Origin of the sequence: Rhizobium sp. LjRoot30, from assembly GCF_964253915.1 — a bacterium.
Taxonomy (GTDB): domain Bacteria; phylum Pseudomonadota; class Alphaproteobacteria; order Rhizobiales; family Rhizobiaceae; genus Metarhizobium.
Genome location: NZ_CAXUSG020000008.1, coordinates 31535 through 57473 on the forward strand (window position 1 = coordinate 31535; position 25939 = coordinate 57473).

Below are 25939 nucleotides of genomic sequence, written 5' to 3' on the forward strand. Positions count from 1 at the left end.
CCGGTTCGTGGCGTCTTTTCCTGGCGAAGTTCTTCCTCTTCGCGACAATCGCCGCAACCCCCATGGCATTTGCCGGATCGGCACATGCCGATTTCCGCGTTTGCAACGGAACGCAAAACCTCGTCGGTGTGGCGATCGGTTATCGGTCCAAGGAGGGCTGGATTTCGGAAGGGTGGTGGCAAGTGCCGGCAACCACATGCGCGACGCTGATCGAAGGCGAGTTGCAGTCGCGTTATTATTATCTCTACGCCGAGGACGCCGCCCGTGGCGGGCGCTGGACCGGCGACGTGAACATGTGCGTGGCCGAAAACGAGTTCAAGATCGTCGGCGTCAATGACTGCTTCGCACGGGGCCACCAGCAGATGGGCTTCAAGGAATATGACACGGGTCGTCAGGGAAGCTGGATGGTTCAGCTTTCCGACACTCCAGGGACGCAAGAAAGCCAGAACTGATGAACCGCAATCGCAAAGTGAAGATCCTCGCCACCCTCGGCCCAGCCTCCTCCGAGGAAGCGATGATCCAGAAACTGCACGAGGCAGGTGCCGATCTTTTCCGCATCAACATGAGCCATGCGAGCCATGATCTGATGCGCACCCTCATCCAGCGCATCCGCAGCGTCGAAAGCCGCTGTGGCCGGCCGATCGGCATCCTTGCCGACCTGCAGGGACCGAAGCTGCGTGTCGGCAAGTTCGCCGACACCAAGGTCGAGCTGAAGCCGGGCCAGACCTTCACGCTGGATAACAACGATGCGCCGGGCGATGCGACCCGCGTCTACCTGCCGCATCCGGAAATCCTCGAAGCCGTCAAGCCGGGCGACCGGCTTTTGATCGACGACGGCAAGCTGGCGCTGCGCGCCGTCAAGTGCGACGGCAAGAGCATCGTCACCACGGTGGTCTCGGGAACCAAGATCTCCGACAAGAAGGGCGTCAGCCTGCCCGATACCCTGCTCGGCGTCGGCGCGCTGACCGAAAAGGACCGTATCGACCTCGACGCCGTTCTGGCGACGAATGATGTCGACTGGGTGGCGCTGTCCTTCGTGCAGCGCCCGGATGACCTCGCGGAAGTGCGCAAGATCGCCCGTGGCCGCGTCGGCATCATGTCGAAGATCGAAAAGCCGCAGGCGCTGGAACGCATCGACGAAATCATCGAGCTGTCCGATGCCCTGATGGTCGCCCGCGGCGACCTCGGCGTCGAGATGCCGCTGGAATCGGTTCCCGGCATCCAGAAGCAGCTGATCCGCGCCTGCCGCCGTGCCGGCAAGCCGGTGGTCGTCGCCACGCAGATGTTGGAATCGATGATCTCTGCACCCGTCCCGACGCGCGCCGAAGTGTCGGACGTGTCGATTGCCGTCTTCGAAGGCGCCGATGCCATCATGCTTTCGGCCGAATCCGCCTCCGGCGATTATCCGGTCGAGGCCGTGTCGATGATGGCCTCCGTCGCCAGCACCGTCGAGCGCGACGTCAATTATCCCGGCATCATCTATGCCCAGCGCGCCCAGCCGGAAGCGACCGGCGCCGACGCCATTTCGCTGGCGGCCCGCCAGATCGCCGAAACGCTGAAGCTCTCGGCCGTCGTCTGCTACACCTCGTCGGGCACGACCGGCCTGCGCGCCTCGCGCGAACGGCCGCAGGTGCCGATCATTGCGCTGTCGCCGATCATCCAGACCGCCCGCCGCCTGTCGGTCGTCTGGGGCCTGCACTGCGTGGTCACCAACGATGCCAGCGATCTCGGCGACATGGTCGACCGCGCCTGCCGCATCGTCGTCTCCGAAGGTTTTGGCAAGCCGGGCGACCGCATCATCATCTCCGCAGGCTTCCCGCTGGGCACGCCCGGCGCGACGAACATGCTGCGCATCGCCTACATCGGCTCGGACGGCCTGAGCGGCATCTGAGGCAGTTTATACGGCTCTGGCACTCTGCCGGAATGCAAAGACTTGAAGAGCGTCGCGATCCCGGGATCACGACGCTCTTTTTGTTGTTGCAGTCGATGCCGGCCGTACCCTCAGCTCTTCATCCGGACGATGGAGGGTGTCAGAGCGTGATCGTTCTTGGCATCGTGGCGCCGGCGGTTTCGGCCGTGCCGAGAATGGCCGTCAACCTGCCGATCTGATCTCCAAGGGTGGCGATGGCATCGGATGCGTCGGCCCGCTCGGCGTTCTGCTCCTGCTGCATCTTGCGGAGGGCTTCCTGGAGCAGCCTCCTGATCTCTTCGGCGAGAGCCTTGAATTCTTCGAGGATTTCGCTCTCTTCGGAGGATGGCGTGGAGCGCTCCATGCCGTCCCGCATCGTTTCGTCATAGGCCTGTTGCGCGATTGAATAGCCGGTATCATCTTCCGGGGCATCCGCGGAAACCGGCGTCGGAGCGTTTGTGTCGGCCGTCGTTGCCACAGCAGTGGTGCCGGCGGCCACGAGGTCACCGGAGGCGGCAAAATCATTGGCGGCTGCCGCAACCTGTTGGCCGAGCGCCGCGGCCTGCCGGGCGACCACTTCCGGGCTGAAACTCCAGCGACGCAGGAATTCGAGCTGCGCCTTGGCGTCTTCCAGCTTCTGCTTTGCCCGCGCAATGCGCGCCGCATCCTCGATCTCATCGGATGTCTTGATATAGGCAAGGGCCTGTTTGAGCGAACTCGCCTGGGTGTCCAAGGGGGTGCGTGTCACGCCGGCGGCGGTGGCGTCCGTCGTCGGTGGTTTTGTAAATGCGGTATTGGCCAGACTGCTGATTTGCATGGATGTTGCCTCTTCTTCTGGCTCCATCCTTTCTTCTGCGGCTTGTGCCGGGCTTGGGCGCGCTGGCGGCGACCGCTATTTCCCCTGTGCGGCAATCCGCGCTTCGGCAATCGCCACGACCTCATCCAGGTCACCCGGCTTGCCGGCCAGTTTTTCCAGGGCCGCAATCGCCACGTCCGTGGCGACGTAATCCGGCTTGTGTCCCGCGCCGCTGACAATCACCAGTTCGGCGCCCGGTATGGTCTGCACGAGGCTGCGGGAGTGGATCTCCGCCGCAACAACCTTGTCGCGGTCGCCGGTGATGATGATCGTCGGCGCTGTGATCTCGCTGTAGCGCGGCGAGACGCGGCTGACGTAGCCGTGAAGGTTGGCGATGTCGACGGCATTGTGGACGAAGGTTTGCGGCCGCAGGACCAGCGCCGGGCCGGTGCGTTCGATATAGTCGTCCGGTCGGACGTTGGGGTGGAAGACCGAATGGGTGCCGGCATCGACGCGGGAAAGCCCGAGCGGAAGCGTCAGCGTGCGGGTGAACAGGCGGCCGAGCAGCGGCGTCGAGGCGAGCGAATAATACCAGTCGATGCCGCCGGGCCAGGGATGGGTGGCGGGTGCGAGCAGCAGCAGGCCGGCAGTCTTCTCCGGATAGCTCAAGGCGAAGCTGGCGGCGATGGCGCCGCCGAAGGAATGGCCGACAATGATCGCCCGATCGATGCCACGCTTCTGCATCAGGGTGGCGATGGCATCGGCCTGGCCGTCAGGAAAGGCATTGCGCGGCCCGCCGCGCTCCGAATAGCCGTGGCCTGGCCGGTCGACGAACAGCATTTCCGCACGGCCGCCCAATGGGCCGGCGAAGGCATGATACTGGTCGCGCAGGTTGCCGCTGGCGCCATGGATAAAGACGATCGGCGGCAGGTCGGGGCTGGGCGGTTTCGGGATATGGAGGGAGTTGAGCGCGTAGCCGCCGACATCGATGCGCTCGCCGGCATTGGGGTGCTCCGCCTCGATCTGCTGGCTACGGGCATGGGAGAAGCCGATGGCTGCGCAGAGCGCCGCTACGATGGTCAGAATGGCAACCAGCATCGCTTTTTAGTATCCCTGCGGCGTCGCTGGCTGCATCCGGTCAAAAAATCAGGAACGGCTGCCGGCAAGCTTTTCGGAGATCGTGTTCATCTGCTCCTGGGCGTTCCGGTCGGCCGGATAGATTTCCAGATACCGCTCCCATGCTTTCAGGGCCAGCGCCTCGTGCTCCGATTCGGACATGATCGCCGCCATGCCGGCGAGCGCGCCGAAATGGCGCGGTTCCAGCGCCAGCACGCGGTTGATGTCCGACATCGATTTACGGGTGTTGCCGAGGGCATAATGCAGCGTGGCGCGGCGATTCCAGCCCTCGACGTAATCGGGCTTGAGCAGGGTTACCTGGTCGAGGAAATCGAAGGCGGCGGCATTGCGTTTTTCGCCGATCGCCGTCTCCGCCCATTGCATCAGCAGATTGACGGTGGCGCTGCCCGAATCGTTCCATTCCATGGCGATCTGGTTGGCGATGCCCTTGGCGGTGTCGGGATCGCGCTGGCGCTTGAGCTGCGCGAAAAGATTGTCGATACGCTGTTTGATGGTTTCGCTTGCCTGCGGCTGCTCGGTGATAACCTGCGTGGCATTGTCCGCCGCAAACGAGGGCAGGGGCAAAACGAGGAGGAGAACCAGCGCCAGAATCGCGCGCGGAGTCGTAAAAATGCTCATGGCGGACATGGTAGCCCGCCATCGCAGAAGATCAAACGGAAATCTCGTCACGCTCTTAAAAGTGATCGGGCGGCCAGAGGCCGCCCAAGATCGAAAGCGTGTACGCGCGTTATCAGCCCTGACGAGCCTTGAAACGCGGGTTCTGCTTGTTGATGATGTAAATACGGCCCTTACGGCGAACCAGGCGGTTGTCGCGATGACGTGCCTTGAGCGACTTGAGCGAATTCTTGATCTTCATTTTTCTGATCCGCAGTGGTTTGGGGGAATTCACATTCGCCCGTGTCTTCTACATTCAAAAGCGTGCCGGACAGCGCGCTCTTAGGTTGGCGCTGCAGATAACCCGGCCCTATGTCCGTGTCAACCATCTGAAGGCTTTTTTCGCCGCTTTTACCAACGTTCACAGCCTTTGGCGGCAAGCGAAAGAAGCCTGAAAAGGCCCGGCAAAGGTGGATTCAGGCCTTGCGATGCAGCGTAGTGACATGGCCCATCTTGCGGCCGGGGCGTGATTCCGTCTTGCCGTAGAGGTGGACGAGCGTATCGGCGCGCCGCAGCCAGTCCGGCAGGTCGAGGATGTCGTCGCCGATCAGGTTCTGCATCACGCAGTCGGAATGCCGGTCGGCATTGCCGAGCGGCAGGCTGGCCACGGCACGGATATGCTGCTCGAACTGCGACACGACGCAGGCCGCCTCCGTCCAGTGGCCGGAATTGTGGACGCGCGGCGCCATCTCGTTGGCGATCAGGCCGCCATCGGCAAGCACGAAGAATTCGATGCCGACGACGCCGACGTAGTTCAGCGTCGACAGGATCTTTCCGGCGGCATCGCGGGCAGCGTCGGCTGTCGCGGCGGAGATCGACGCGGGGATCGTCGAGGTGTGCAGGATGCCGTTGCGGTGGACATTTTCCGCCGGGTCGAAACAGACGACCGTACCATCGATGGCGCGGGCGGCAATGATCGACACCTCGCGCTCGAAGGCGACGAAACTTTCGAGAATCAGCGGCACGCCGCCAAGGGCGGCAAAGGCACCCTCAGCGCTGTCTTCAGCCGAGCGGAAAACCTTCTGACCCTTGCCATCATAACCGAGGCGCCGCGTCTTCAGCACGCCCTGTCCGCCGAAATCGGCAAGCGCCCGTTCCAGGTCTTCCTGGCTGTCGATGGCGTGGAAGCGGGCGGTGGGGATGCCGCAGCCGTTGATGAAGCGTTTTTCCACCAGACGGTCCTGCGCCGCTTCCAGCGCCTGCGGCGGCGGGTAGACGGCGACCGAGGAGGCAAGCGTCTCCGCGGCCTTTACCGGTACGTTTTCGAACTCATAGGTGACGACGTCGCAAGTCGCAGCGAGTTCCGCCAGGGCGGCGGCGTCGTCATAAGCCGCGACAATCTGCCGGTTGGCCAGCTGGGCGGCCGGGCAGTCCGCTTGCGGCTCCAGGATGACGGTGCGGAAATTCAGCCGCGCAGCGGCCATCGCCAGCATGCGGCCGAGCTGGCCGCCGCCTATGATGCCAATCGTTCTTGCTGTCATCAGCTTTCGTCCATCGGGTATTCGGCGACTGACTCGCTCTGGCGCTCGCGCCATTCGTCGAGGCGTGCGGCGAGATCTTCGTCCATGAGGGCGAGCACGGCGGCGGCGAGCAGGGCGGCATTGACGGCACCGGCCTTGCCGATCGCCAGCGTTCCGACGGGAATGCCGGCCGGCATCTGCACGATCGACAACAGGCTGTCCTTGCCGGACAGCGTGCGCGACTGAACGGGAACACCGAACACCGGCAGCGGTGTCATCGCCGCCGTCATGCCCGGAAGATGGGCGGCACCGCCGGCACCGGCAATGATGACCTTAAAACCTTCGTCGCGGGCGCCCTTGGAAAAGCGCACCAGCCGGTCGGGCGTGCGGTGGGCGGAGATGATCCGCGCTTCATAGCTGATATCGAGCGCTTCGAGCGTGTCGGCGGCGTTCTTCATGGTTTCCCAGTCGGACTGGCTGCCCATGATGATGGCGACGGGCGGTGTATCTGCTGCTGTCACGGTCCGGGTCTTCCTGTGGTCAGGCGATGATATCGGGAATGATCTGGTCTTCGAGCTTGCTCAGCTTGTCCTTGATCCCCAGCTTCTTCTTTTTCATGCGCTGGATCCGCAGGGCCTCGCAGCCAACCTCGATCATGGCGTTGATCGCGGCGTCATAATCTTCGTGCTCCTGGCGTAGCCGCGCAACCATGAGCCTTATGTCCGCCTGTTCCTGATCGGCCATGCCAAGATCCCCACTTTTACTTTCGGACGATTGCCGCCCGATCTGCTCCTGATTTCCGCAAGCTCCTATCATCAAATGCCGGTAACGGGAAGTTATCCCTCTTCACGAATTTGCCGCGGAGAGGCCATGATTTCGCCTTCGACAATCGCCGAACTTCGTGTCACACTCCTGTCGTTAACTCGAACCCCGGCGCTTGAGGGCCGGGGTTGGACAGAAGGAAGGACGTGACGAATGACCATTCAGGCTCATCTTGAATCACTCGAAAAAAAGCACGGTGTCCTGGAGGAGCAACTGCACCATGCTTTGACTTCTCCCTCCATGGACGACTCGCTGATCGCAGATATCAAACGTCGCAAACTACGCCTCAAAGATGAGATGGAGCGCCTGAGAGCCACCACACACTAACCCCTCCCTCGAAAATTTCCTGACGTATACAAGGCCATCGGACGGACGGACGGTCCGATTTCAGAAAAAAGCGGATGCGGTATTGCTGTCTTCCGGTGGCCGGCGCCAAAGCGCAAAGACAGACCGGAGATGTAGTGCCGGTTATCGAGATTGGTTCTGGTCGTGGCGTCGGGATCTGCCCGTTACGACCAGAACTGATCCAGCCAAAGGTTCAGCCTGTCGAAGCCGGGCTTGTTGACCGAATAGATCCGCTTCGTTCCCTCTGATGTCACAGAAACGAGATTGCAGTCGAGCAGCGCCTTGAGATGCTGCGACACGGCCGGCCGGCTGATCGGCAGGCCGCTGGCAAGGTCGTTGACCGTCTTCGGCGCGCGCCGCAATTCCTCCAGCAGATAACGCCGGTTCGGATCAGCAATGGCGGAAAAGGGATCGGTTGATGACATGGCCGAAAAGCTACGTCAAAGGCGCAAGGCAGGCAAGCGAAATTGTGCAGTGCAGCGCATTCTGTACGAAGTGGTTACCAGACCACGCCGAGGCCATCGACGAACAGCTTTATCGCAGCCAGAAGCGCCATCAGGTACATGAACGGATAAAAGACATCCGGCTTCATGCGCCGGATGATCCAGGCGCCCGCGACCGTTGCCAGCGGGGCAAACGGCAGGAGGCTGGCGGAAATCGCCAGGTTGGTGCTGTCGAGCTGTCCGAGCGCAAAATAGGGCAGCAGTTTCACGAAATTGAGGACGGCGAAGAAACGCACGCTGGTGCCGGTATAGGTTTTCGGATCGAGTTTCAGTGGCAGGCCGTAGATCTGGAAAGGCGGGCCGCCGGCATGCGCCACGAAGCTGCCGTAGCCGGAGAGCGTCGACCAGAATGTTGCTGCTACCGGCCGCTGCCCTTTCGCCTCCACGGGAGCGCCTGCCAAAGGCCCGAAACGATTGTAGAAATAGCGCAGGGTGAACCAGATCGTCACGCCGCCGATGACGAGCCGCATGACCTCGGCAGGCACCGCGGCCGAAGTCGCCCAGCCCAGCGCGATGCCGATCAAGGCTCCCGGCAACATCAGCAGCAGAGTTCGCCTGTCGTAAAAATGCCGCCACATCCACAGCGAAACCCAATCCATGACGATCAGGATCGGCAGCATGATCGCCGCCGCCTGGACGGGCGAGACCGCCATGGCGAGGATCGGCACGCCCATCAGCCCCAATGCCTCGCCCATGCCACCCTTCGTAAGGCCGACAAGAATGACGGCGGGAATGGCGAGCGCGTAAAACGAGGCGTCTGGGAGCATGGCTCTGGTTCCGGCGAAAGGGATGTGGGGAATGGTTTCGGAATCGGCGGGACGGTCACGATAGTGCATTCCGGCGCTGACATCCATGCATTGCATCGCCGGGTGGCTCTCGCCCTGTTTTGCGAGGAAATTTTGTGCATTGCAGCATATGCGCATGTTTTTTGAGCGAGCTGCGTCTTTGGCGCATGCCTACATTGCAGGCTTATGCCTTCAAAATATGCAGGCAGAGGCATATATCAGCCTCGTGAAAAGGAGAAAGACGATGAACATCCGCCAGAAGATCAAGGAATATGCAGCTGCTCGCAAGGCTATGCGCGAACTGCAGGCGCTTGACGATCACACGCTTGCCGACCTCGGCATTTCGCGTTCGCAGATCCGCGCCGCTGTCCTCGGTCAGTAAACTGATCCGACCTCGGTCAGTCCGCTGATCCGATCTCGGTCAGCATCTGATCCGAACCCTGCGTCTTGCAGGACCGTTAAACCCCGCTATCTGGCGGGGTTTCGTGTTTTTAGGCCTGCCGCACGCCTCTTCCGCCCCTGCGTGAAGAAGAGCGCGGTTGATCCGGATGCCGTACCGGTCTATCGGAATGTGATGACCAAGCCGTGGAGACGGAAACCTGCATGACCACCGGACCTGAAGATCGCTGCCGCCTTGTCCTGATTGTCCCTGATATCGCCGATATCGAGGAGCGACGGACGATTTTGGCCGACGCCTTGCGCGGCGGCGACGTTGCTTCGGTGATCGTGCCGCAATACGGGCTCGACGATACGCTGTTCCAGAAACATGCCGAGCGCCTTGTGCCGGTCATCCAGGACGCAGGTGCTGCGGCTTTGATCGCCGGCGATAGCCGCGTGGCCGGCCGTGCCAAGGCAGATGGCCTGCACATCACCGGCGGCGTCGCCGAGCTTGCCGAAGCCATCGAAAAACATACGCCGAAACTGATCGTTGGCGGCGGCAATGCCGGCGACCGCCACAATGCGCTCGAAGTCGGCGAAGCGCGACCGGACTATATCTTCTTCGGCAAGCTCGACGGCGACATCAAGCCGGAAGCGCATCCGAAAAATATCGCGCTTGGGGAATGGTGGTCAGCGATGATTGAAATTCCCTGCATCGTCATGGGCGGCACCGATCCGGCCTCGGCGCTGGCCGTGGCCGAGAGCGGCGCCGAGTTCGTTGCCCTGCGGCAGGCGGTGTTCGGCGACGCTGCGTCCGCTGCCCGCATCGTTGCTGAGGTGAACGCCCTTCTTGACGAAAAAGCGCCACGGTTTGACGATTGATAGCGTCATGCTGTTTTCGCGCCGCCTCGCCCTGCGTTCTTCCGTTCTTGCCGCTGCCCTGGCAGTGAGCATCCTGTCGGCCATGGCGCAGGAGGCCGACAACGTCCTCACGCGGCCGGTGCAGAACGAAGCCGAACCTTTGAAAAAGGGCCGCATCGTCGGCCCCGATACCCAGGCGGGCAATGACGAGGCCAAGGGCAAGGATGGACAGCCGGCGGATGGTAAGGCCGAGGCGGGTGGTATCGGCGTGTTCGACCGTATGGGTGCAGACCTGCCGGCGTTGCCGCCGGAAAAGGAATATAAGGGGCCGGTGGACGAGGCTTACGGCGCCTTCCAGCGCGGTTATTACCTGACGGCAATGGACAAGGCGCTGCCGCGTGCCCAGCTTGGCGATCCGGCGGCGCAGACGCTGATCGCCGAAATGATGTCGCAGGGCCTCGGCGTAAAGAAGGATATGAAGGCGGCGTCCTTCTGGTATGGACAGGCGGCGCAGAACGGCGATCCCGCCGGCATGTTCAAATATGCGTTGATGCTGATGGAAGGACGTCAGGTACCCCGCGACCGGCCGAAATCCGACGAGCTCATGAAAAAGGCCGCCGATGCCGGCAATCCGTCGGCGCAATTCAACCATGCGCAGGTGCTGGTGGCCGACAATCCCGGCGATCGCGGCCTGCATCTCGCCTTGCCCTATTACGAAAAATCCGCCGAGCAGGGCATCGCTGATGCACAATATGCCGTGGCGCAGCTGTATATGACGCTGACCGATGTCGGCGCCGAAAAGCGCGGCCGGGCGCGGGAATGGATGGTGCGGGCGGCGCGCGCTGGTTTTGATACCGCGCAGCTCGACATGGGCGTCTGGCTGATCAATGGTGTCGGCGGCGACCGTGATTTCGATGCCGGCTTCAACTGGCTGCGCGTGGCGGCAAACCGTGGCAACATCGTCGCGCAGAACAAGCTGTCGCATCTCTTCATCAATGCGATCGGCACCAAGCCGGATGCCATCGAGGCAGCGAAATGGTATGTTCTCTCCCGTCGCGCCGGCCTCAAGGATCCGAAGCTCGAGGATTTTTATCTTGGCCTCACGGATGAGCAGCAAAAGCAGGCAATCGATGCTGCCAACAAGTTCAAGCGTCACTAGAGCGTTTCCGCCTTTCTCCGAAACGCGAAAACGCTCTGTTCTTTTGTTTCTACGCAATTCCGGACGCAAAACCGCTCCGCACTTTTGCTGGCATTGCTCTAATTCTGCCTGTTGTACGGCGCGAGGGATCTAAGCATGGCCGTCAGCGCCGAGATTTTCGATTGTCAGTCCTGTGGTGCCTGTTGCGCCTATTCGGCCGACTGGCCACGGTTTTCGATCGAGGAGGATGAGCAGCTCGAAAAGATCCCCGAGGCTTTTGTTTCCGCCGATCTGAGCGGCATGCGTTGCGACGGCACGCGTTGCCTGGCGCTTGCCGGCGAGATCGGCAAGCACGTCGCCTGCACCATCTACGACATCCGTCCGGAAGTCTGTCGCGAATGCATGCCGGGAGATCCCGAATGCCTGATGGCCCGCGCCGAGCGCGGCATGGCAGCAATTTAACCATATCGCGCAAAAATGGGCGGCGGTTTTGACAAAACGACATGCAAAAGCAGAGAGCTATTCTGAAAGATCGCGGCACGCTTTCGGCCGCTCCCCTTGAATTTCACCGGAATTTGTGGTCTTGAGGCCGCACTCTATCAATGATGACGCATAATCGCCGCCACGCAGGCCGTTGGAGCCGTGGCGAGACGCCAGTTTCAAGGAAATCGCCATATGGCCCGTTCAGCCCTCCTCAATGTCATGGTCCAGGCCGCCCTCAAGGCCGGCAAGTCGCTCTCGCGTGATTTCGGGGAAGTGCAGAACCTGCAGGTGTCGGTCAAGGGACCGGCGGATTTCGTCAGCCAGGCTGACCGCCGTGCCGAAAGGGTCATCCGCGAGGAGCTTCTGAAGGCGCGTCCGACCTATGGTTTCCTCGGCGAGGAAAGCGACGAGATCAAAGGCACCGACGGCGCCCATCGCTGGATCGTCGATCCGCTCGATGGTACCACCAACTTCCTGCACGGCATTCCGCTGTTTGCCGTTTCCATCGCGCTGGAGCGCAACGGCGAAATCGTCGCCGGCGTAGTCTTCAATCCCGCGACGGATGAACTGTATACCGCCGAGAAGGGCTCCGGCGCCTTCCTCAACGACCGCCGTCTGCGCGTCGCCGCCCGCAAGGTGCTGTCGGATGCCGTCGTCGGCTGCGGTGTGCCGCATCTCGGCCGTCGCAACCACGGCGCCTTCCTCATCGAGCTGCGCCATGTGATGGGTGAAGTCGCCGGCGTCCGCCGTCTCGGCAGCGCCGCCCTCGATCTCGCTTATGTCGCCGCCGGCCGTTTCGACGGTTTCTGGGAAAACCACCTGAATGCCTGGGATATCGCTGCCGGCCTGCTGCTGATTCGCGAAGCCGGCGGTTATGCCACCGACTGGGATGGTGGTGCTACCAGCATCGAAAGCGGCGCAGTTGTGGCCGGCAACGAATATATCCACAAGGCGTTGACGGAAGTCATCAAGCGCCCGGTGCCGACGAAATAAGGCGCATTAGCATCGCCTTGGAAACAGGCGGCTTTCGTCGCCGTTTTGCGCTGCTTGTCCCTTCAATTTGCTGCAATTCTCCACTAGTCTCCGGCAGCGGTTTTCCGGAGGCTTTGGAACAGAATGGCACATATGAACCTGTCGGATGTGGATGAGGTGGAGGGCGAGGCCCGCGACTTCGGGTACGGCGGCAAGCTTTCAAGCCCCATGACATTTTTCTGGACGATGGTTATCTTCCTGATTATCGTCGGGTTCATTGCCGCCATCCTCTACCGGCAGGCGCATGCCGCCTTCGTCACCAATCCCGGCCTCAACGGCCTGATCCTCGGCGTGCTCCTGATCGGCGTCATCCTGGTGTTCAACCACGTGCTGGCGCTGCGTCCGGAAGTGCGCTGGTTCAATTCCTTCCGTGCCGCCGGCAGCGCCGAGCGCGTCGGCCGCGATCCGCGCCTGCTGGCGCCGATGCGGTCGCTGATCGGCAACCGCCACTCGCTGGCGCTGTCGACAACGGCGCTGCGCTCGATCCTCGATTCCATCGCCACCCGTCTCGACGAGTCCCGCGATACCTCGCGTTATCTCATCGGTCTGCTGGTCTTCCTCGGCCTGCTCGGCACCTTCTGGGGTCTGCTGGGTACCATCGGTTCGATCAACGCCGTCATCCAGTCGCTCGATCCGGGGTCGGGTGCCAGCGCCGATATCCTGCAGTCGCTAAAGGACGGCCTTTCCGCGCCGCTGGCGGGCATGGGCACGGCGTTCTCCTCGTCGCTGCTCGGTCTCTCCGGCTCGCTGATCCTCGGTTTCCTCGACCTGCAGGCCGGCCGGGCGCAGAACCGTTTCTACATGGAACTGGAAAACTGGCTGTCCTCGGTAACCGACGTCAATTCGGATATTGCGCCCGTGATGGAAGCGGTTGCCGCCGGCGGTTCCTCGGAGGAGATCCGGGCGCTGACCGAACACCTGATGCGGGTTTCCGAAGAGGGCGGCAGCGGCGGCGGGCAGCGCTCGGTGCAGGCCATGGCAAACCTTGCCGAAGGCATCCAGGGCCTGGTCAAGAACATGCGCAACGAACAGCAGATGCTGCGCGACTGGATCGAGGCGCAACAGGAAGAGGCAAAGGCGATGCGCAAGACGCTCGACCGCCTCTCCGAAAGGCTGTCCGACAAGGCGGGGAGCAAATAAGCCATGGCGCTGGCGAAGAACAGCCGCCGCGACCGGCGGGTCGATTACTGGCCGGGTTTCGTCGATGCCCTGTCGACCCTGCTTCTGGCGATCATGTTCCTGCTGACGGTGTTCGTGCTGGCGCAGTTCATCCTCAGCCGCGAAATCTCCGGCAAGGACGAGGTGTTGAACCGGCTGAACAGCCAGATCAACGAATTGACGCAGCTTCTGGCGCTGGAGCAAAGCGGCAAGCAGGATCTCGAAGATACGCTCGCCAACCTGCAATCCTCTCTGGCTTCGTCGGAGAGCGAACGCTCCCGGCTGCAGCAGCTTCTCAATTCGGGTGCAGGCACCGCCGATGTCGCCCAGCAGCGGATCGGCACGTTGACCGGCGAGCTGGATGCGGAAAAGCAGATCAGCGCCCGGGCGCTCAGCCAGGTCGACCTGCTCAACCAGCAGATCGCCGCCTTGCGCAGCCAGATCGCCGCCGTCGAACAGGCGCTGCAGGCGTCGGAGGCGCGTGACCAGAATTCCCAGGCGAAGATCGCCGATCTCGGGCGCCGCCTCAACGTCGCGCTGGCGCAGCGCGTGCAGGAACTGAACCGTTATCGTTCCGACTTCTTCGGCCGCCTCAGGGAAATCCTCTCCGACCGCGAAAACATCCGCATCGTCGGCGATCGTTTCGTCTTCCAGTCGGAAGTGTTGTTTCCGTCGGGCGGCAATGAGCTCAATCCGGCCGGCCAGGTGGAAATGGACAAGCTGGCGACGGCGCTGCTCGATCTCGCCAAGGAAATCCCGCCGGAGATCAACTGGGTGCTGCGTGTCGACGGTCATACCGACAACGTGCCGCTCTCCGGTTCCGGTCGTTATGCCGACAACTGGGAGCTTTCTTCGGCGCGCGCGACGTCGGTTGTGAAATTCCTGATCTCCAAGGGCGTGCCGGCCAACCGGCTGGTGGCGGCCGGTTTCGGCGAGTTCCAGCCGATCGCCGAAGGCGATAGCCCGGAGGCGCGCGCCACCAATCGCCGGATCGAATTGAAGCTGACGGAACGGTAAGGCCGTATCAGGTTTCCGCGACCAGGGCGGTGTTGCCCATGACGCTGATACCGTAGAGGCAATAGTCGATCCTGAAGGACGGGTTGTAGCTTGCCTTTGCGGTTTTCAGCAGGAAGTCGAGCTTGATGGTGGCGATATCCGTCTCACACGACAGGCAGATCCATTTGTCGTAGTCACGTCCGCTCATCTGGAAGTGCTGGATGGAGCCGATTGCCCCGATGACGCCCTGGATCGTCGCGATGGCAGAGAGAGACTTGCCGTTGAGCGCGGTATCGAGTTCTCCGGGCTGAAGCGCAATGTCCGGCTGAGGGACACCGTGTTCGGCTGTGAACGCCGCCAGCACGTCAGCCGTCAGGTCATCGCCGGGACGATAGCCGTAGTTGATGCCATGTAGAACGCCATCCGCCGTAAACTGGAAATACAGGTCGCCGATTTCGCATCCCGGCGGTAAATCCATCGCCTGCGACTTCATTTTCATCTTTTGGCGGCGCAGGCGAAGCAGTTGTGCGACATCGTCGATGTCGGAACGGCCGATGATCAGGGTGGCTTCCGTGCCATGCGCAAAATTCCAGAAGTCGAAGCGTGGTGTCTGTCTTTTTGGCACGTCACGCTCCGTCTCTGTTTTGCCTCACTGGGTGACGAGTGCCGCCGCCTCTTCGCTGCCCGCCTCGAACTGCAGCCGGGCAAACCTAGCATACAACCCGCCTGAATGAATGAGGCTCTGGTGTGTGCCTTCCTCGACGATCAAACCCTTTTCCATCACGAGGATACGGTCGGCCTTCAGCACGGTCGCCAGGCGGTGGGCGATGACCAGAGTCGTGCGGTTCTGCATCAGGCCATCGAGCGCCTTCTGTACCAGCGTCTCGCTTTCGGCGTCGAGCGCCGAGGTCGCTTCGTCGAGCAGCAGGATCGGCGCGTTCTTGAGGATGGCGCGGGCAATGGCGATGCGCTGGCGCTGGCCGCCGGATAGCGTGATGCCGCGTTCGCCGACGGCGGTGTCATAGCCGTTTTCGAGGCGCTGGATGAATTCGTCCGCCTGCGCGGCGATGGCGGCTGCCTGCACCGCCGCACGGCTGGCGCCAGGGGCGCCGAAGACGATATTGTCGTGGATGCTGGAGGCAAAGATCGTCACGTCCTGCGGCACGATGGCGATGCGGGCGCGCAGCGCGTCGGGATCGACGGCGCGGGCATCGATGCCATCGATGGCCACACTGCCCTTCGTCGGATCGTAGAAACGCAGGAGCAGCGAAAATACCGTGCTCTTGCCGGCGCCCGAAGGGCCGACGATCGCCACGGTCTCGCCCGGCCGTATGTTGAAATCGATACCGGCCAGCATCTCCTTTTCCGGTCGCGACGGATAAGCGAAGTGGACGCCGGAAAACGCCACGCTGCCAAGCGGCGGCTGCGGCAAGGGCAGGGGATTGGCCGGCGGGCGCACGGCCGAAATTTCGGCCAGCAGTTCCGTCAGGCGCTCGGTGGCGCCGGCCGCCTGCGAGAGTTCGCCCCAGACCTCCGACAGCGCGCCGAGCGAGCCGGCAGCGATGACCGAATAGAGCAGGAACTGGCCCAGCGTCCCGGCCGACAGCGTGCCTGCCAATACGCTCTGGGCGCCGTACCAGAGCACGCCGACGACGCTGCCGAAGATCAGCGAGATGGCGACACCGGTCAGCAGCGCTCGCGATTTGATGGCAGCGCGGGCGGCGTCATAGGCGCTCTCCACGGCGGTGCCATAACGCTGGTTGGCGGCGGCCTCGCCATTGAAGGCCTGGACGGTGCGGGAGGCGCCGATGGCCTCGCCGGCAAAGGCAGATGCGGTCGCCAGCGTATCCTGGGCGGCGCGGGAGCGGCTGCGCACCGAGCGGCCGAAGGCGACCAGCGGGAAGACGATCAGCGGGATGGCGCCGAGCGCCAGGCTGGAGAGCCTCGGGCTGGTGACGATCATCATGCCGATGGCGCCAAGACAGAGGATCAGGTTGCGCAATGCCACGGAGGCGGTGGCGCCGACGGCGGATTTGATCTGCGTGGTATCGGCCGTCAGCCGCGAAACGATCTCTCCGGACTGGTTGACGTCGAAGAAGGCAGGGGAGAGCGCCGTGACGTGATTGAACACCTCGCGGCGCAGGTCGGCGACGATCCGTTCGCCGATGGTGATGACGTAGTAGTAGCGCATGGCGCTGGCGACGGCGAGCACGACAGCCATGATCACCAGCATGCCGAAATAGCTGTTGATGAAATTCGTGTCGGTGTGATTAAAACCCTGGTCGATCATCCGGCGCACGGCGAGCGGCAAGACCAACGTTGTTGCCGCCGCCAGCGTCAGGAAAAACAACGCGCCCGCCACCATGCCCCGGTACCGCTTCATATAGGGCAAAAGCCTGAAAAGCGGCGAGATGGATTTACGCTGTTTGCTGCCTGGCTGCTCGACTACCGCCACCTGAACTCCGATCTCCGCAAGCCCCTTATGTTTGGCCGGCGGGCACTTGTTATCCTTGCGGCCTTCATGTATAGGCACGGCATCGAATTGGGAAGCCGTAGCCTCAACGGACTGCGGCTTTGTTTATTCAATCGGTTCGGTTGCCGCAACGGATTGCGACAAATGGACCCTGTCATCTCAGGAAGATTGTTATGAAGGCGAATATCCATCCCGACTACCACACCATCAAGGTGGTCATGACTGACGGCACCGAATACGAAACCCGCTCCACCTGGGGCACGGAAGGCGCCGTAATGAACCTCGAAATCGACTCCAAGTCCCATCCGGCTTGGACGGGCGGCAACCAGCAGCTCATGGACCGCGGCGGCCGCGTTTCCAAGTTCAACAAGCGTTTCGGTGGCCTCGGCCTCTAATCGCTTGCGATCGACCCGTCCGCTTGCGGATGGGGCACAATTTCAAGAAGCCCGGCTCGTCCGGGCTTTTTGCGTTTTCGGCTAATGCTTTGAAGACAAGCTGCGCACAAGGCTGAGATGACAAAAAAGCCCCTGTGGAAACCACAGGGGCTGAAAAATCGGTGCTGCGCTGTATCAGGTGGCTCAGTTCGTATTGAAGGCTGTCTTCAGCAGGTTGAGCTGGGCCTGGACGCTGTTTTCGTTGTCGTGCGGCATCGGGTCTTCCGACGGGCGATAGATTTCGCGGTCGAGCAGGGCGACGCGGTTCTGCAGGCGAAGCGAACGCTCGACCAGGTCACGGAACGATTCCGGCAGGTCCAGCCAGCCCGGAGCGTGGCGGTCGACGTTGAAGCTGTCGAGGCGAACCTTGCTCTTTTCCGAAAGTACCTGATCGCGGGTCATCTCGCCATTGTTGACGGCGCGCTGAAGCAGCAGCCAGGATGCCATCTGCATCAGGCGGGTGGTCAGGCGCATCGACTCGGCTGCATAAAGAACCGAAGCCATGCGCGGCAGCACCTTCGAGGCTGCGCGGCCCTGGCCGTCGAGATAGCTGGCCGTTTCTTCGACCAGCGCCATACCTTCCGCATACAGTGTCTTGAACTGCGCGGAGGAGGCTGCCCGGCCGGCAAAGCTGATCGTGTTCAATCCAAGCTCTGACATTATTGTAATTCCCTGTTCAACGCATCACTTCGGTTACGTAATGCCGTAAGCAGCTAAAAGTTTCACTGCCTGCGCTTTCTATGGCTATAAGATGGTATCAATAGCTGAAATGCGCAAGTCGTTTCTTAAGAAAGGGTTAATTCCCACAACTTTAGCAGTTTCGATGAAACAAAAAAAGAGCCGCGGGAAGCGGCTCTCAAGGTAAAACAGGGAGAAAATCAGACCAATTCGCCAAGCGGTGAAACTGTCTGAATCCAGAAGCTCTGGATGTCTCCAATAATCTCCGATGAAGCTTAATGTATGGTTAATTTCCGTCTATCTTTAATACAAAGAGCCGATAGACATTGCCACAATGTCGCTACGACAGTCTTATTTCACTATTTTCTAAAAAGATCCTCCGCCGCGCGCCGACCGGCGGATTTACGGCCGATCTCTTCCTGAAGGCGGTTGATCTCGGCATTCAGCAGGTCAATGCGCGCTTTCAGCTCATCGGCGGAGAGCAGCGAAATGTCGCAGCCGATTTCGTGCGTTAAAGGCTTTTTCGGCTTCTCGTCGTCGAAGAGACTCATATGGCGGCTCCGGGATAACGGTCTTCGGCAGATTCGCCCTCTTCCGGGAGCGGCGCCGCGCGTGGGCTGAGCGCCAGGCTTTCCGGCGTTGTGAGCGGGCTGGTCGAGACGGTGGTAAAGGTTTCGCGGTCGCCTGCAGGCACGGCCGCGCGCATCCGGCTGCGCAGGATGGCATAGGCGCTGATCAACACATGCGCCACCGCCGTTACGCCGAACAGGGCATAAGGACCGAAGGCCGACATGATCGGGCCGCCGAGCGTCGGGCCGATGATCGTGCCGATGCCGTAGAGCAGCAGCAGCCCGCCGGAGACTTTAACGAAGTCCTCGGGGGCGGCGAAGTCGTTGGCATGGGCGACGGCAATCGGATACAGCGCATTGGCCGTGGCGCCGTAGACGCCCACGAGGATCATCAGCCACATGACGTCGGCGGGTGCAGCAACGACGAAGAGCAGGCCGGAGACGGCGGCGACGGCGGCAAGGGCCGCCAGCACGTAGCGGCGGTCGACGCGGTCGGAGGCGCGACCTGCCGGCAGCTGCATCAGCGCGCCGGCGAAGATCGCCACGCTCATCATCAGCGCGATCGTGCTCTGCGAAAAGCCAGCTGCCGCGCCGAAGACGGCGCCGAGCGTGCCGAAGGCGCCATTGGCGATGCCGACCAGCAGGATGCCGACGAAAGAAACCGGCGAGTTGCGGAACAGTCCGCGAAGGTCGAGGCGCACCGCCGTCAGCGGTTGCGGCGAGGCGGCGGTCGACAACGTCGTCGGCAGCATCGCCACGCAATAGAAGATGCCGCAGACCATGAACAGGATCGGGGTCATGACATCCGCCAGCGGAATGGTCATCTGGCCGCCGACCGAGCCGATCAGGGTGATGCCGATATAGAGCGAAAAGATCATGCCGCGCGACTTGTTGGTGGCGCGCTCGTTCAGCCAGCTCTCGATGATCATCGAGGTGCCGGCAGTGGAAAAGCCGGTGACGGCGCGCAGCGCGATCCACCAGATGTCGTCGACGATGATCCCGGTCACCAGGGCATTGATCGCCAGGATCGAAATGAAGCTGGAAAAGGCACGCACATGGCCGACCCGGCGCACCACATTCGGCGCCAAAAGACAGCCGAGCACGAAGCCGGTGGCCCACGACGTGCCGAGCAGGCCGAGCACCGTCGTCGAATACCCTTCGCTGGCGCCGCGCACGGGCAGAAGCAGGCTGTGCAGGCCGTTTCCGAGGAAGAGAAACAGGGTGCCGAACAGCAGCGCGAGGACGGGGAGAAGGTTGCGAGTCATGTTCACAATGTCCGTTATCTCTGCTTAAGAAAGCAATAAGATTCGCGCGCGCCAAGCGGTCCCGCCGCTGTTGCCAGGGGAGGATTTTGCCGGTAACGGCTGATCAATGCGCGATGTGGCCGGGAATAGTGACGCCGGTATGGCACCCGCTCACCACAAGGGGAAAACCGTGTCGAAAATCATCACCGTTCTTCTGGTTCTCGCCATGGTGCTGCATCTCTTCAAGCCCCTCGGATTGCCGGGCCTGAGGCGGCGGCGGGACTTCTGGAAGATCGCGATCATCGCTTTTGCGGTATGGACGGTGGCCTTGCTGCTGCGCGAGGCGGGTTGAACCCGGCCGGCAGCGGGCAGGGCGACCCAAGGTCAATTCCTGCCCATGTTCGAAAGGTTTCGCCGATCAGCCGGCGATGGTGCCGCGCATGACTTCGACGCAGCGGCCGCTGATGCGGACATCGGTGACCGTGCCGGCCTGCTTGGTGACCGCCAGCCCGATCAGGCTGCGCCGGCCCATTTCGACACCCTGTTCGATGGTGATGGCGATCTCGACATCGTCGCCGGGGGCAAGCGTGGCGAGATAGGCGCCGAGGGCGGCCGAAGCGCTGCCTGTTGCCGGGTCCTCCATGACGGTGTCGAGCGGCGCAAACATGCGTGCCCGGATGTGCCAGGGATTGTCCGGCATGCGGGTATAAAGGAAAAGAGAGAAGTCGGTTTCCGTCTGCCGGTGGCGCTCGGCTGCTGCATGGAAGGCCGACACGTTGGGTTTGGCGGCGCCGAGCGCTTGCAGCCCGTCAAGCTCCGCCACGACGAAGGGCAGGCCGACGGACGCGAAAACCGGCGCGTGAGCGGCGGTGGCGATGCTGCCGGCGTCGATGGAGGCGCAGTGCGCCACCAGTTCCGGTGCCACGGTCTCGCCGATCGTCAGCGGTCGCGGGGCGCGGATCTCGGCGCCGATGACGATGCCCTGTTCGCGCAGCAATTTGACGGTGACAAGCCCGGCCTTTTCCTCGAAACGCAACGTATCGTCGAGCGGCTGGCCGAACAGTTCGTTCAGGCGGCCGAGGACGAAGGCGGTGCCGACATTGGGGTGGCCGGCAAAGGGGATTTCCGTCGTCGGCGTGAAGATGCGTACCCTTGCGGTGTTTGCCGGATCGACGGGCGGCAGCACGAAGGTGATTTCCGAATAGTTGAATTCCCGGGCGATCTGCTGCATCGCCTCGTCGCTGATGCCGCGCGCATCAGCAAATACCGCAAGCGGGTTGCCGGCAAAACGGGTTTCGGTGAAGACGTCGAGGGTGACGAAATCCGCAGTGGTCATCGATGGCTCCGGAAAGAGGTGGGCGGCACCGATGTCTAGCCGCCCGCCCGCAGTTCCGGAATCCGAAACTTGTGCCGGTGACAAGATGGTCGGGAGACGGATGCCGGCATTAAGGGGAACGGTTTCATCAACCGTCCCGAACCTGCATGTGGTGGCGTATGTTACGCTGTCCGTTCCTGCTCGGCGGTCCATAGGCCGCGTGCGGCCAGGCTGTTCATCCTGGCCCGGTGGGCAAAAGCGCGCTGTCCGGCCTCGACATTGCCGCTCTCGCCTTTCCAGGCCTTCAATGCGTCGTCCTGGAGGGCGCGGCCGTAGGAGAAGGTCAACGCCCAAGGCAGGCTGTTGCCGGCGTTCATGGCGGAGAGATGGGCGGTCGCTTCTTCGGCGGATTGGCCGCCGGACAGGAAGGCAATGCCGGCGACCGAGGCGGGCACGGTGTTCTTCAGCACGCGCACGGTGCGTTCCGCCACCTCCGCCACAGATGCCTTGCGTTGTTTCTTGCCGTCGATCACCATGCTCGGCTTGAGGATCATGCCCTCGAGCTTGATGCCGGCATCGGCGAGTTCGTTGAAGACGACGCGCAAGGTCTGCTCGGTCACCGCTTCGCTACGATCTATGTCATGGGTGCCGGGTTCGCCATCCATCAGCACTTCCGGTTCGACGATCGGCACGATGCCGGCCTGCTGGCAAAGCGCGGCGTAGCGCGCCAGCGCATGGGCATTGGCCTTGACGGCATTGGCGGTGGGCAGCCTGTCGGAAATTGCGATGACGCCGCGCCACTTGGCGAAGCGGGCGCCGGCCGCGTAGTAGCGCGCCAGACGTTCGGCCAGGCCGTCGAGGCCTTCGGTGACGGTTTCGCCCGATGCGAGTGCCAGCGGCTTGGCGCCGGTATCGACCTTGATGCCGGGAATGGCGCCAGCAGCGCGGATGACCTCGGCAAGCGGCGTGCCGTCGGCGGCGTTCTGGAACAGGGTTTCTTCGTAGAGGATGACGCCGGAGATGCAGTTTTTCATCGCCGCCTCGCTGCGCAGCAGCATTTCGCGGTAGTCGCGCCGGCTGGTCTCGGTCGATTCCAGGTCGATGGCCTCGAAACGTTTCTTGATCGTTGCCGTGGATTCATCCGCAGCCAGCAGGCCCTTGCCCTCGGCGACCATCGCTTTTGCGATGTCTTCAATACGTTCGCTCATCCTGCTCTCCCGAAACCAGCTATACTGTTGCCAAAAACGTCCTGTCTTTCCATCGTCGAACTGAAAAGGCCGGCGGAACGCTGGTTCCGCCGGCCTTGGATCTGCATGCGTCAGGCGGTCTTTTCGAGAACCGCCACGCCCGGCAATTCCTTGCCTTCCATCCATTCGAGGAAGGCGCCGCCGGCCGTCGAGATATAGGTGAAGTCGTCGGCAACGCCGGCATGGTTGAGCGCCGAAACCGTATCGCCGCCACCGGCGACGGAGATCAGCTTGCCTTCCTCGGTGCGCTCGGCGGCATGCTTGGCCGCTGCGACCGTCGCCGTGTCGAAGGGTTCGATTTCGAAGGCGCCGAGGGGGCCGTTCCAGACCAGCGTCTGGGCCTTGGAAATCCAGTCGTTGACGGCTTCCACCGACTTCGGACCGACGTCGAGGACCATGGCGTCGGCGGGAATGGCGTTGATGTCCACCACTTCGTTGGCCGCACCCGCCTTGAACTCGCGGGCGACGACGCCGTCGTCCGGCAGCACGATGGCGCAGCCGGCCGAGGCCGCTTCGATCATGATCTGCTTGGCGGTGGCGGCAAGGTCATGTTCGCACAGCGACTTGCCGACATTGGTGCCGCGGGCGGCGATGAAGGTGTTGGCCATGCCGCCGCCGATCACCAGCGCGTCGACCCTCTTCACCAGGTTCATCAACAGGTCGATCTTGGTGGAAACCTTGGCGCCGCCGACGATGGCGACCACCGGACGAGCCGGCTTGCCGAGGCCCTTTTCCAGTGCTTCCAGTTCCGCCTGCATGGTGCGGCCGGCATAGGCGGGCAGCAGATGGGCAAGGCCTTCGGTCGAGGCATGGGCGCGGTGCGCGGCGGAGAAGGCGTCGTTGACGTAGATGTCGCCGTTTTCAGCCAGCGCCTTGGTGAAGGCCGGGTCGTTCTTTTCCTCGCCCTTGTGGAAGCGGGTGTTTTCCAGAAGCAGGATGTCGCCGTCCTTCATCTTGCCTACGGCTTCCGCTGCTGCCGGGCCGATGCAATCGCTGGCGCTTGCAACCTTGTGGCCCAGCACCTGCTCAACGGCGGGTGCAATCAGCGACAGCGACAGGTCGGGCGAGGGGCCGTCCTTCGGGCGGCCGAAATGGGCGAGCAATATCACCTTGGCGCCTTTTTTCGACAGTTCGAGAATGGTCGGCGCGACACGTTCGATGCGGGTCGCATCGGTGACCTTGCCGTCGGAAACGGGGACATTGAGGTCGACGCGCACGAGCACGCGCTTGCCCGAAATATCGGAAAGATCATCAAGAGTTTTGAAAGCCGGCATGTCGAAAGTCCATCTCTGGTTCGGGTGTTTGCGACCGGACCATACACCCGCTGAAGTCAGACGCAAGGCGCATCAGCGGTCATTTTCCCCGTTCGCCGGCGCCTGTTTCGAGGGTGTGCCGTTGGTCGGATGGATGGCCTCGCGGACCTTGCGGCGCTTCTTGCGCAGATAGTCGCGGAAACGGTGGGCGATCTCGCGAAGGTTGATGAAGATCGGCAGGTTGGTCGCCGGTTCCAGCGGCTCCAGCGAGATGCCGACCGACTTGATGTGCTCCTGCTCGTCGAAATCGCGGACGATGAGGATGATCGAGCCGAGGCGGACACGGTCGGCATATTCCGGCCGTGTGCCGAGCCGCATGCCGATCAGTTCGGCGATGGTCACGTCCTTTTCGCTGTCGTAGAGCAGGCCGGGACCGTAGGCGGAATCGAGTTCCCGTGCCGGGCGGCTGGCGGAGATCGAGAAGGCGCCGAAAAACTCCGCATCGTCGGCGTCCACCGGGGCGCGGCTGGCGAACAGCCGGTCGAGCAGGTGGATGTAGGTCGGCGCCACGAACATGTAGACCTGATCGTTTTCGCGCAGCCTTCCGGCATATTGGTAACGCATCGACCGTCCGTCGCGGATGACCAGCGACGGCACCGCCCAGCGCGGAATGCGTTCGCCGCGCATCACCGGGCTGTCCTTGATGACGCGGTAGGACAGCAGTTCGTGGTTGGCGGCGCCGGGCAGGTCGAGTTCCAGCTTGTCGATGGCGCCCATGCGCGGCGGGATGATCAGGCCGAGCTTGCGCGCCACCGGCTTGATCGTCCACCCCTGCAGCAGAAGCGAGACGAGCACGATGATGAAGACGGTGTTGAAGTAGATCTGGCCGTTCTCCAGCCCGCCGAGGATCGGCAGGATGGCGAGCAGGATCGAGACGGCACCGCGCAGGCCGACCCAGGCAATGAAGGAGTTTTCCTGCTGGGTGAAATCGAAGGGCAAGAGGCAGAGCCAGACGGCGAGCGGTCTTGCGACGAAGATCAGGAAGAAGGCGAGCGCCAGGGCCGGCAGGATGATCGCCGGAAATTGCGACGGCGTGGCGAGCAGGCCGAGCACCAGGAACATGATGATCTGCGCCAGCCAGGTCAGGCCGTCCTGGAAGCGGCGGATGCTCGCCGCCGACTGGATGCGCTTGTTGCCGGCGAAGATGCCGGCGACGTAGACGGCGAGGAAGCCGCTGCCGCCCACGGCGCCGGTGAAGGAAAAGACCAGCAGCGCCAGCGCCAGCACGAAGATCGGCGCCAGGCCGCGATCCTTGGTGAAGCGGTTGATGACGGTGACGATCATCATGCCGCCGGCGAGCCCGAGCGCCAGGCCGATGCCCATTTCCTCGATGAACAGGAGGATCATGGACAGGCCGATATCCTCGCTGCTGCTGGCGGAAAGAACGCTCACCATGGCCATGGTCAGGAAGATCGCCATGGGATCGTTGCTGCCGGATTCCACCTCCAGCGTCGAGCGCACCCGCTCGCGAATGTTGATGCCGCCGATGCGCAGCAGGAAGAAGACCGCTGCCGCATCCGTCGAGGCGACGATGGAGCCGAGCAGCATGCCCTGAAGAAAGGTGAAGCGCAGGAAAACCATGGCCGCCAGCGCAAACAGCCCGGCCGTCAGCACGACGCCGAAGGAGGCAAGTGTCAGCGCCGGCGCCGCGGCGATGCGCAGCGAATGCAGCGAGGTGCCAAAACCGGAATCGAACAGCACGATGGCGAGCGCCACGGATCCCAGCATGTAGGCGAGCGAATTGTTGCTGAACTCGATGCCCAGCCCATCGACGCCGGCCAGCAGGCCGATCATCAGGAACAGGAAGAGCAGGGGCGCGCCGAAGCGATAGGCGAGAAGGCTTGAAAAGGCGGCCAGGAGAACGAGTGCCGTTCCGATGAGGATTGCGATGTAAAAGCCGTCCAATGTGCCCCCTTTCCTGCACGATCATGCCTTGCGCCATCGCCGCCGTCCATCGGAAAACGATGGATTGCGGCAAGAACATTCATGGCCCGCATCGCATGGCAGACAGGCGTGCGCAGCCGGGCCACCGGCCAAACGCCGGCGTCCGATCCTTTTGCCATGACGATGCTGAGTGCCGCCCGGACGGGCGGCGCGGAATGTCTGATGGTTCGCGGAAAATGTGCTGGCCAAATCGGGCGGGAACGGGGCGGGATGGCGAAGGACCATGAAATTTCTGCGATTTCCTGCCGGCGGCAAAAATGGCAAA

Annotated in this window: 31 protein-coding genes; 13 read left to right on the forward strand and 18 right to left on the reverse strand. The window is 62.4% G+C overall.

The features are described 5' to 3' along the window. Positions 1–62 precede the first annotated feature (62 nt). A complete protein-coding gene (locus ACSQ3I_RS16755; RefSeq protein ID WP_436001166.1) occupies positions 63–452 on the forward strand; it encodes a DUF1036 domain-containing protein in 390 nt (129 codons plus the stop codon). Beyond that, a complete protein-coding gene (gene pyk / locus ACSQ3I_RS16760) occupies positions 452–1891 on the forward strand; it encodes a pyruvate kinase (protein WP_436000768.1) in 1440 nt (479 codons plus the stop codon). Before ACSQ3I_RS16755 ends, pyk begins: the two co-directional genes overlap by 1 nt. A 139-nt stretch (positions 1892–2030) precedes the next feature. Here the strand turns inward: pyk and ACSQ3I_RS16765 are convergent, their stop codons facing one another. From ACSQ3I_RS16765 to ykgO, 4 genes are all read right to left on the reverse strand, one after another. Next, positions 2031–2726, reverse strand: coding sequence for a hypothetical protein (locus ACSQ3I_RS16765; RefSeq protein ID WP_436000770.1), 696 nt, complete (start codon positions 2724–2726; stop codon positions 2031–2033). 75 nt (positions 2727–2801) lie between these two features. Further along, positions 2802–3803: an alpha/beta fold hydrolase gene (locus ACSQ3I_RS16770; RefSeq protein ID WP_436000772.1), complete on the reverse strand. Its 1002-nt coding sequence runs from the start codon at positions 3801–3803 to the stop codon at positions 2802–2804. 48 nt (positions 3804–3851) lie between these two features. Beyond that, positions 3852–4469, reverse strand: a complete 618-nt coding sequence (locus ACSQ3I_RS16775) for a tetratricopeptide repeat protein (RefSeq protein ID WP_436000773.1) — start codon at positions 4467–4469, stop codon at positions 3852–3854. 103 nt (positions 4470–4572) lie between these two features. Next, entirely contained in the window at positions 4573–4698 is a 126-nt protein-coding gene (ykgO, locus tag ACSQ3I_RS16780; protein WP_109457334.1) for a type B 50S ribosomal protein L36, read from the reverse strand. Between ykgO and ACSQ3I_RS16785 the strand changes: the two genes are divergently transcribed. Then, positions 4688–4891 carry a hypothetical protein gene (locus tag ACSQ3I_RS16785; protein ID WP_436000775.1) on the forward strand — a complete coding sequence of 68 codons (204 nt, stop codon included), beginning with the start codon at positions 4688–4690 and terminating at the stop codon, positions 4889–4891. The genes ykgO and ACSQ3I_RS16785 overlap by 11 nt on opposite strands. A 21-nt stretch (positions 4892–4912) precedes the next feature. Here ACSQ3I_RS16785 and ACSQ3I_RS16790 read toward each other — a convergent pair whose 3' ends face one another. From ACSQ3I_RS16790 to ACSQ3I_RS16800, 3 genes are read right to left on the reverse strand one after another with little or no spacing between them, the layout of a single operon-like run. Beyond that, positions 4913–5977, reverse strand: coding sequence for a 5-(carboxyamino)imidazole ribonucleotide synthase (locus ACSQ3I_RS16790; RefSeq protein WP_436000776.1), 1065 nt, complete (start codon positions 5975–5977; stop codon positions 4913–4915). Continuing rightward, entirely contained in the window at positions 5977–6441 is a 465-nt protein-coding gene (gene purE, locus ACSQ3I_RS16795; protein WP_436001168.1) for a 5-(carboxyamino)imidazole ribonucleotide mutase, read from the reverse strand. The genes ACSQ3I_RS16790 and purE overlap by 1 nt, the downstream gene beginning before the upstream one ends. A gap of 55 nt (positions 6442–6496) precedes the next feature. Then, positions 6497–6700 (reverse strand): YdcH family protein, encoded by a 204-nt coding sequence (locus ACSQ3I_RS16800; protein ID WP_436000778.1) that lies wholly within the window; start codon positions 6698–6700, stop codon positions 6497–6499. A 231-nt stretch (positions 6701–6931) separates the two neighbouring features. Between ACSQ3I_RS16800 and ACSQ3I_RS16805 the strand changes: the two genes are divergently transcribed. Beyond that, positions 6932–7105: a YdcH family protein gene (locus tag ACSQ3I_RS16805; RefSeq protein ID WP_436000780.1), complete on the forward strand. Its 174-nt coding sequence runs from the start codon at positions 6932–6934 to the stop codon at positions 7103–7105. A gap of 182 nt (positions 7106–7287) precedes the next feature. Here the strand turns inward: ACSQ3I_RS16805 and ACSQ3I_RS16810 are convergent, their stop codons facing one another. Together ACSQ3I_RS16810 and ACSQ3I_RS16815 are read right to left on the reverse strand one after the other, a co-directional pair. After that, positions 7288–7548, reverse strand: a complete 261-nt coding sequence (locus tag ACSQ3I_RS16810) for an ArsR/SmtB family transcription factor (protein WP_436000782.1) — start codon at positions 7546–7548, stop codon at positions 7288–7290. A gap of 74 nt (positions 7549–7622) precedes the next feature. Further along, a complete protein-coding gene (locus tag ACSQ3I_RS16815) occupies positions 7623–8393 on the reverse strand; it encodes a sulfite exporter TauE/SafE family protein (RefSeq protein ID WP_436000784.1) in 771 nt (256 codons plus the stop codon). A gap of 262 nt (positions 8394–8655) precedes the next feature. Here ACSQ3I_RS16815 and ACSQ3I_RS16820 point away from each other — a divergent pair, with 262 nt between their 5' ends. The 7 genes from ACSQ3I_RS16820 to ACSQ3I_RS16850 all read left to right on the forward strand — a co-directional run bounded on the left by ACSQ3I_RS16820 (position 8656) and on the right by ACSQ3I_RS16850 (position 14478). Continuing rightward, positions 8656–8793 carry a DUF1127 domain-containing protein gene (locus ACSQ3I_RS16820; protein WP_109457328.1) on the forward strand — a complete coding sequence of 46 codons (138 nt, stop codon included), beginning with the start codon at positions 8656–8658 and terminating at the stop codon, positions 8791–8793. A gap of 221 nt (positions 8794–9014) precedes the next feature. After that, a complete protein-coding gene (locus tag ACSQ3I_RS16825) occupies positions 9015–9671 on the forward strand; it encodes a thiamine phosphate synthase (RefSeq protein ID WP_436000786.1) in 657 nt (218 codons plus the stop codon). 7 nt (positions 9672–9678) lie between these two features. Next, positions 9679–10809 (forward strand): tetratricopeptide repeat protein, encoded by a 1131-nt coding sequence (locus tag ACSQ3I_RS16830; RefSeq protein WP_436001170.1) that lies wholly within the window; start codon positions 9679–9681, stop codon positions 10807–10809. A 135-nt stretch (positions 10810–10944) separates the two neighbouring features. Next, positions 10945–11250: a YkgJ family cysteine cluster protein gene (locus ACSQ3I_RS16835; RefSeq protein ID WP_436000788.1), complete on the forward strand. Its 306-nt coding sequence runs from the start codon at positions 10945–10947 to the stop codon at positions 11248–11250. A gap of 213 nt (positions 11251–11463) precedes the next feature. After that, positions 11464–12264 carry an inositol monophosphatase family protein gene (locus tag ACSQ3I_RS16840; RefSeq protein WP_436000790.1) on the forward strand — a complete coding sequence of 267 codons (801 nt, stop codon included), beginning with the start codon at positions 11464–11466 and terminating at the stop codon, positions 12262–12264. Positions 12265–12396: 132 nt separating this feature from the next. Next, positions 12397–13443, forward strand: coding sequence for a flagellar motor protein MotA (locus ACSQ3I_RS16845; RefSeq protein ID WP_436001172.1), 1047 nt, complete (start codon positions 12397–12399; stop codon positions 13441–13443). Positions 13444–13446: 3 nt separating this feature from the next. Further along, positions 13447–14478, forward strand: a complete 1032-nt coding sequence (locus ACSQ3I_RS16850; protein ID WP_436000791.1) for a peptidoglycan -binding protein — start codon at positions 13447–13449, stop codon at positions 14476–14478. A 7-nt stretch (positions 14479–14485) separates the two neighbouring features. Here ACSQ3I_RS16850 and ACSQ3I_RS16855 read toward each other — a convergent pair whose 3' ends face one another. After that, a complete protein-coding gene (locus tag ACSQ3I_RS16855) occupies positions 14486–15082 on the reverse strand; it encodes a hypothetical protein (protein WP_436000793.1) in 597 nt (198 codons plus the stop codon). 24 nt (positions 15083–15106) lie between these two features. Further along, a complete protein-coding gene (locus ACSQ3I_RS16860; RefSeq protein WP_436000794.1) occupies positions 15107–16912 on the reverse strand; it encodes an ABC transporter transmembrane domain-containing protein in 1806 nt (601 codons plus the stop codon). 191 nt (positions 16913–17103) lie between these two features. On the opposite strand from ACSQ3I_RS16860, the gene rpmE reads away from it, so the two are divergent. After that, complete coding sequence (rpmE, locus tag ACSQ3I_RS16865) at positions 17104–17325, forward strand: 50S ribosomal protein L31 (protein WP_109457319.1); 222 nt, start codon at positions 17104–17106, stop codon at positions 17323–17325. A 183-nt stretch (positions 17326–17508) separates the two neighbouring features. Here rpmE and rcdA read toward each other — a convergent pair whose 3' ends face one another. The 3 genes from rcdA to ACSQ3I_RS16880 form a co-directional block, all read right to left on the reverse strand. After that, entirely contained in the window at positions 17509–18024 is a 516-nt protein-coding gene (gene rcdA / locus ACSQ3I_RS16870; protein WP_436000797.1) for a protease adaptor protein RcdA, read from the reverse strand. A 377-nt stretch (positions 18025–18401) separates the two neighbouring features. Beyond that, positions 18402–18593: a DUF1192 domain-containing protein gene (locus tag ACSQ3I_RS16875; RefSeq protein ID WP_436000799.1), complete on the reverse strand. Its 192-nt coding sequence runs from the start codon at positions 18591–18593 to the stop codon at positions 18402–18404. Continuing rightward, positions 18590–19876 (reverse strand): MFS transporter, encoded by a 1287-nt coding sequence (locus ACSQ3I_RS16880; protein ID WP_436000801.1) that lies wholly within the window; start codon positions 19874–19876, stop codon positions 18590–18592. Before ACSQ3I_RS16880 ends, ACSQ3I_RS16875 begins: the two co-directional genes overlap by 4 nt. Before the next feature lie 169 nt (positions 19877–20045). Here ACSQ3I_RS16880 and ACSQ3I_RS16885 point away from each other — a divergent pair, with 169 nt between their 5' ends. Then, the gene (locus ACSQ3I_RS16885; protein ID WP_436001206.1) at positions 20046–20207 is read left to right on the forward strand and encodes a hypothetical protein; all 162 of its coding nucleotides are present in this window, start codon (positions 20046–20048) and stop codon (positions 20205–20207) included. A gap of 66 nt (positions 20208–20273) precedes the next feature. Here the strand turns inward: ACSQ3I_RS16885 and ACSQ3I_RS16890 are convergent, their stop codons facing one another. The 4 genes from ACSQ3I_RS16890 to ACSQ3I_RS16905 form a co-directional block, all read right to left on the reverse strand. Further along, complete coding sequence (locus tag ACSQ3I_RS16890) at positions 20274–21191, reverse strand: PhzF family phenazine biosynthesis protein (RefSeq protein ID WP_436000803.1); 918 nt, start codon at positions 21189–21191, stop codon at positions 20274–20276. A 161-nt stretch (positions 21192–21352) separates the two neighbouring features. Then, entirely contained in the window at positions 21353–22378 is a 1026-nt protein-coding gene (locus ACSQ3I_RS16895) for a class I fructose-bisphosphate aldolase (protein WP_436000804.1), read from the reverse strand. A gap of 110 nt (positions 22379–22488) precedes the next feature. After that, positions 22489–23691: a phosphoglycerate kinase gene (locus ACSQ3I_RS16900; RefSeq protein ID WP_436000806.1), complete on the reverse strand. Its 1203-nt coding sequence runs from the start codon at positions 23689–23691 to the stop codon at positions 22489–22491. 72 nt (positions 23692–23763) lie between these two features. Beyond that, positions 23764–25635 carry a potassium/proton antiporter gene (locus tag ACSQ3I_RS16905; RefSeq protein WP_436000808.1) on the reverse strand — a complete coding sequence of 624 codons (1872 nt, stop codon included), beginning with the start codon at positions 25633–25635 and terminating at the stop codon, positions 23764–23766. Positions 25636–25939: the final 304 nt, after the last annotated feature.

Coding starts and splice junctions, on each gene's coding strand:
- ACSQ3I_RS16755 (WP_436001166.1), top strand. CDS start 63: ATGGCATTTGCCGGATCGGCACATGCCGATTTCCGCGTTTGCAACGGA.
- pyk (WP_436000768.1), top strand. CDS start 452: ATGAACCGCAATCGCAAAGTGAAGATCCTCGCCACCCTCGGCCCAGCC.
- ACSQ3I_RS16765 (WP_436000770.1), bottom strand. CDS start 2,726: ATGCAAATCAGCAGTCTGGCCAATACCGCATTTACAAAACCACCGACG.
- ACSQ3I_RS16770 (WP_436000772.1), bottom strand. CDS start 3,803: ATGCTGGTTGCCATTCTGACCATCGTAGCGGCGCTCTGCGCAGCCATC.
- ACSQ3I_RS16775 (WP_436000773.1), bottom strand. CDS start 4,469: ATGTCCGCCATGAGCATTTTTACGACTCCGCGCGCGATTCTGGCGCTG.
- ykgO (WP_109457334.1), bottom strand. CDS start 4,698: ATGAAGATCAAGAATTCGCTCAAGTCGCTCAAGGCACGTCATCGCGAC.
- ACSQ3I_RS16790 (WP_436000776.1), bottom strand. CDS start 5,977: ATGACAGCAAGAACGATTGGCATCATAGGCGGCGGCCAGCTCGGCCGC.
- purE (WP_436001168.1), bottom strand. CDS start 6,441: ATGGGCAGCCAGTCCGACTGGGAAACCATGAAGAACGCCGCCGACACG.
- ACSQ3I_RS16800 (WP_436000778.1), bottom strand. CDS start 6,700: ATGGCCGATCAGGAACAGGCGGACATAAGGCTCATGGTTGCGCGGCTA.
- ACSQ3I_RS16805 (WP_436000780.1), top strand. CDS start 6,932: ATGACCATTCAGGCTCATCTTGAATCACTCGAAAAAAAGCACGGTGTC.
- ACSQ3I_RS16810 (WP_436000782.1), bottom strand. CDS start 7,548: ATGTCATCAACCGATCCCTTTTCCGCCATTGCTGATCCGAACCGGCGT.
- ACSQ3I_RS16815 (WP_436000784.1), bottom strand. CDS start 8,393: ATGCTCCCAGACGCCTCGTTTTACGCGCTCGCCATTCCCGCCGTCATT.
- ACSQ3I_RS16820 (WP_109457328.1), top strand. CDS start 8,656: ATGAACATCCGCCAGAAGATCAAGGAATATGCAGCTGCTCGCAAGGCT.
- ACSQ3I_RS16825 (WP_436000786.1), top strand. CDS start 9,015: ATGACCACCGGACCTGAAGATCGCTGCCGCCTTGTCCTGATTGTCCCT.
- ACSQ3I_RS16830 (WP_436001170.1), top strand. CDS start 9,679: ATGCTGTTTTCGCGCCGCCTCGCCCTGCGTTCTTCCGTTCTTGCCGCT.
- ACSQ3I_RS16835 (WP_436000788.1), top strand. CDS start 10,945: ATGGCCGTCAGCGCCGAGATTTTCGATTGTCAGTCCTGTGGTGCCTGT.
- ACSQ3I_RS16840 (WP_436000790.1), top strand. CDS start 11,464: ATGGCCCGTTCAGCCCTCCTCAATGTCATGGTCCAGGCCGCCCTCAAG.
- ACSQ3I_RS16845 (WP_436001172.1), top strand. CDS start 12,397: ATGAACCTGTCGGATGTGGATGAGGTGGAGGGCGAGGCCCGCGACTTC.
- ACSQ3I_RS16850 (WP_436000791.1), top strand. CDS start 13,447: ATGGCGCTGGCGAAGAACAGCCGCCGCGACCGGCGGGTCGATTACTGG.
- rpmE (WP_109457319.1), top strand. CDS start 17,104: ATGAAGGCGAATATCCATCCCGACTACCACACCATCAAGGTGGTCATG.
- rcdA (WP_436000797.1), bottom strand. CDS start 18,024: ATGTCAGAGCTTGGATTGAACACGATCAGCTTTGCCGGCCGGGCAGCC.
- ACSQ3I_RS16875 (WP_436000799.1), bottom strand. CDS start 18,593: ATGAGTCTCTTCGACGACGAGAAGCCGAAAAAGCCTTTAACGCACGAA.
- ACSQ3I_RS16880 (WP_436000801.1), bottom strand. CDS start 19,876: ATGACTCGCAACCTTCTCCCCGTCCTCGCGCTGCTGTTCGGCACCCTG.
- ACSQ3I_RS16890 (WP_436000803.1), bottom strand. CDS start 21,191: ATGACCACTGCGGATTTCGTCACCCTCGACGTCTTCACCGAAACCCGT.
- ACSQ3I_RS16895 (WP_436000804.1), bottom strand. CDS start 22,378: ATGAGCGAACGTATTGAAGACATCGCAAAAGCGATGGTCGCCGAGGGC.
- ACSQ3I_RS16900 (WP_436000806.1), bottom strand. CDS start 23,691: ATGCCGGCTTTCAAAACTCTTGATGATCTTTCCGATATTTCGGGCAAG.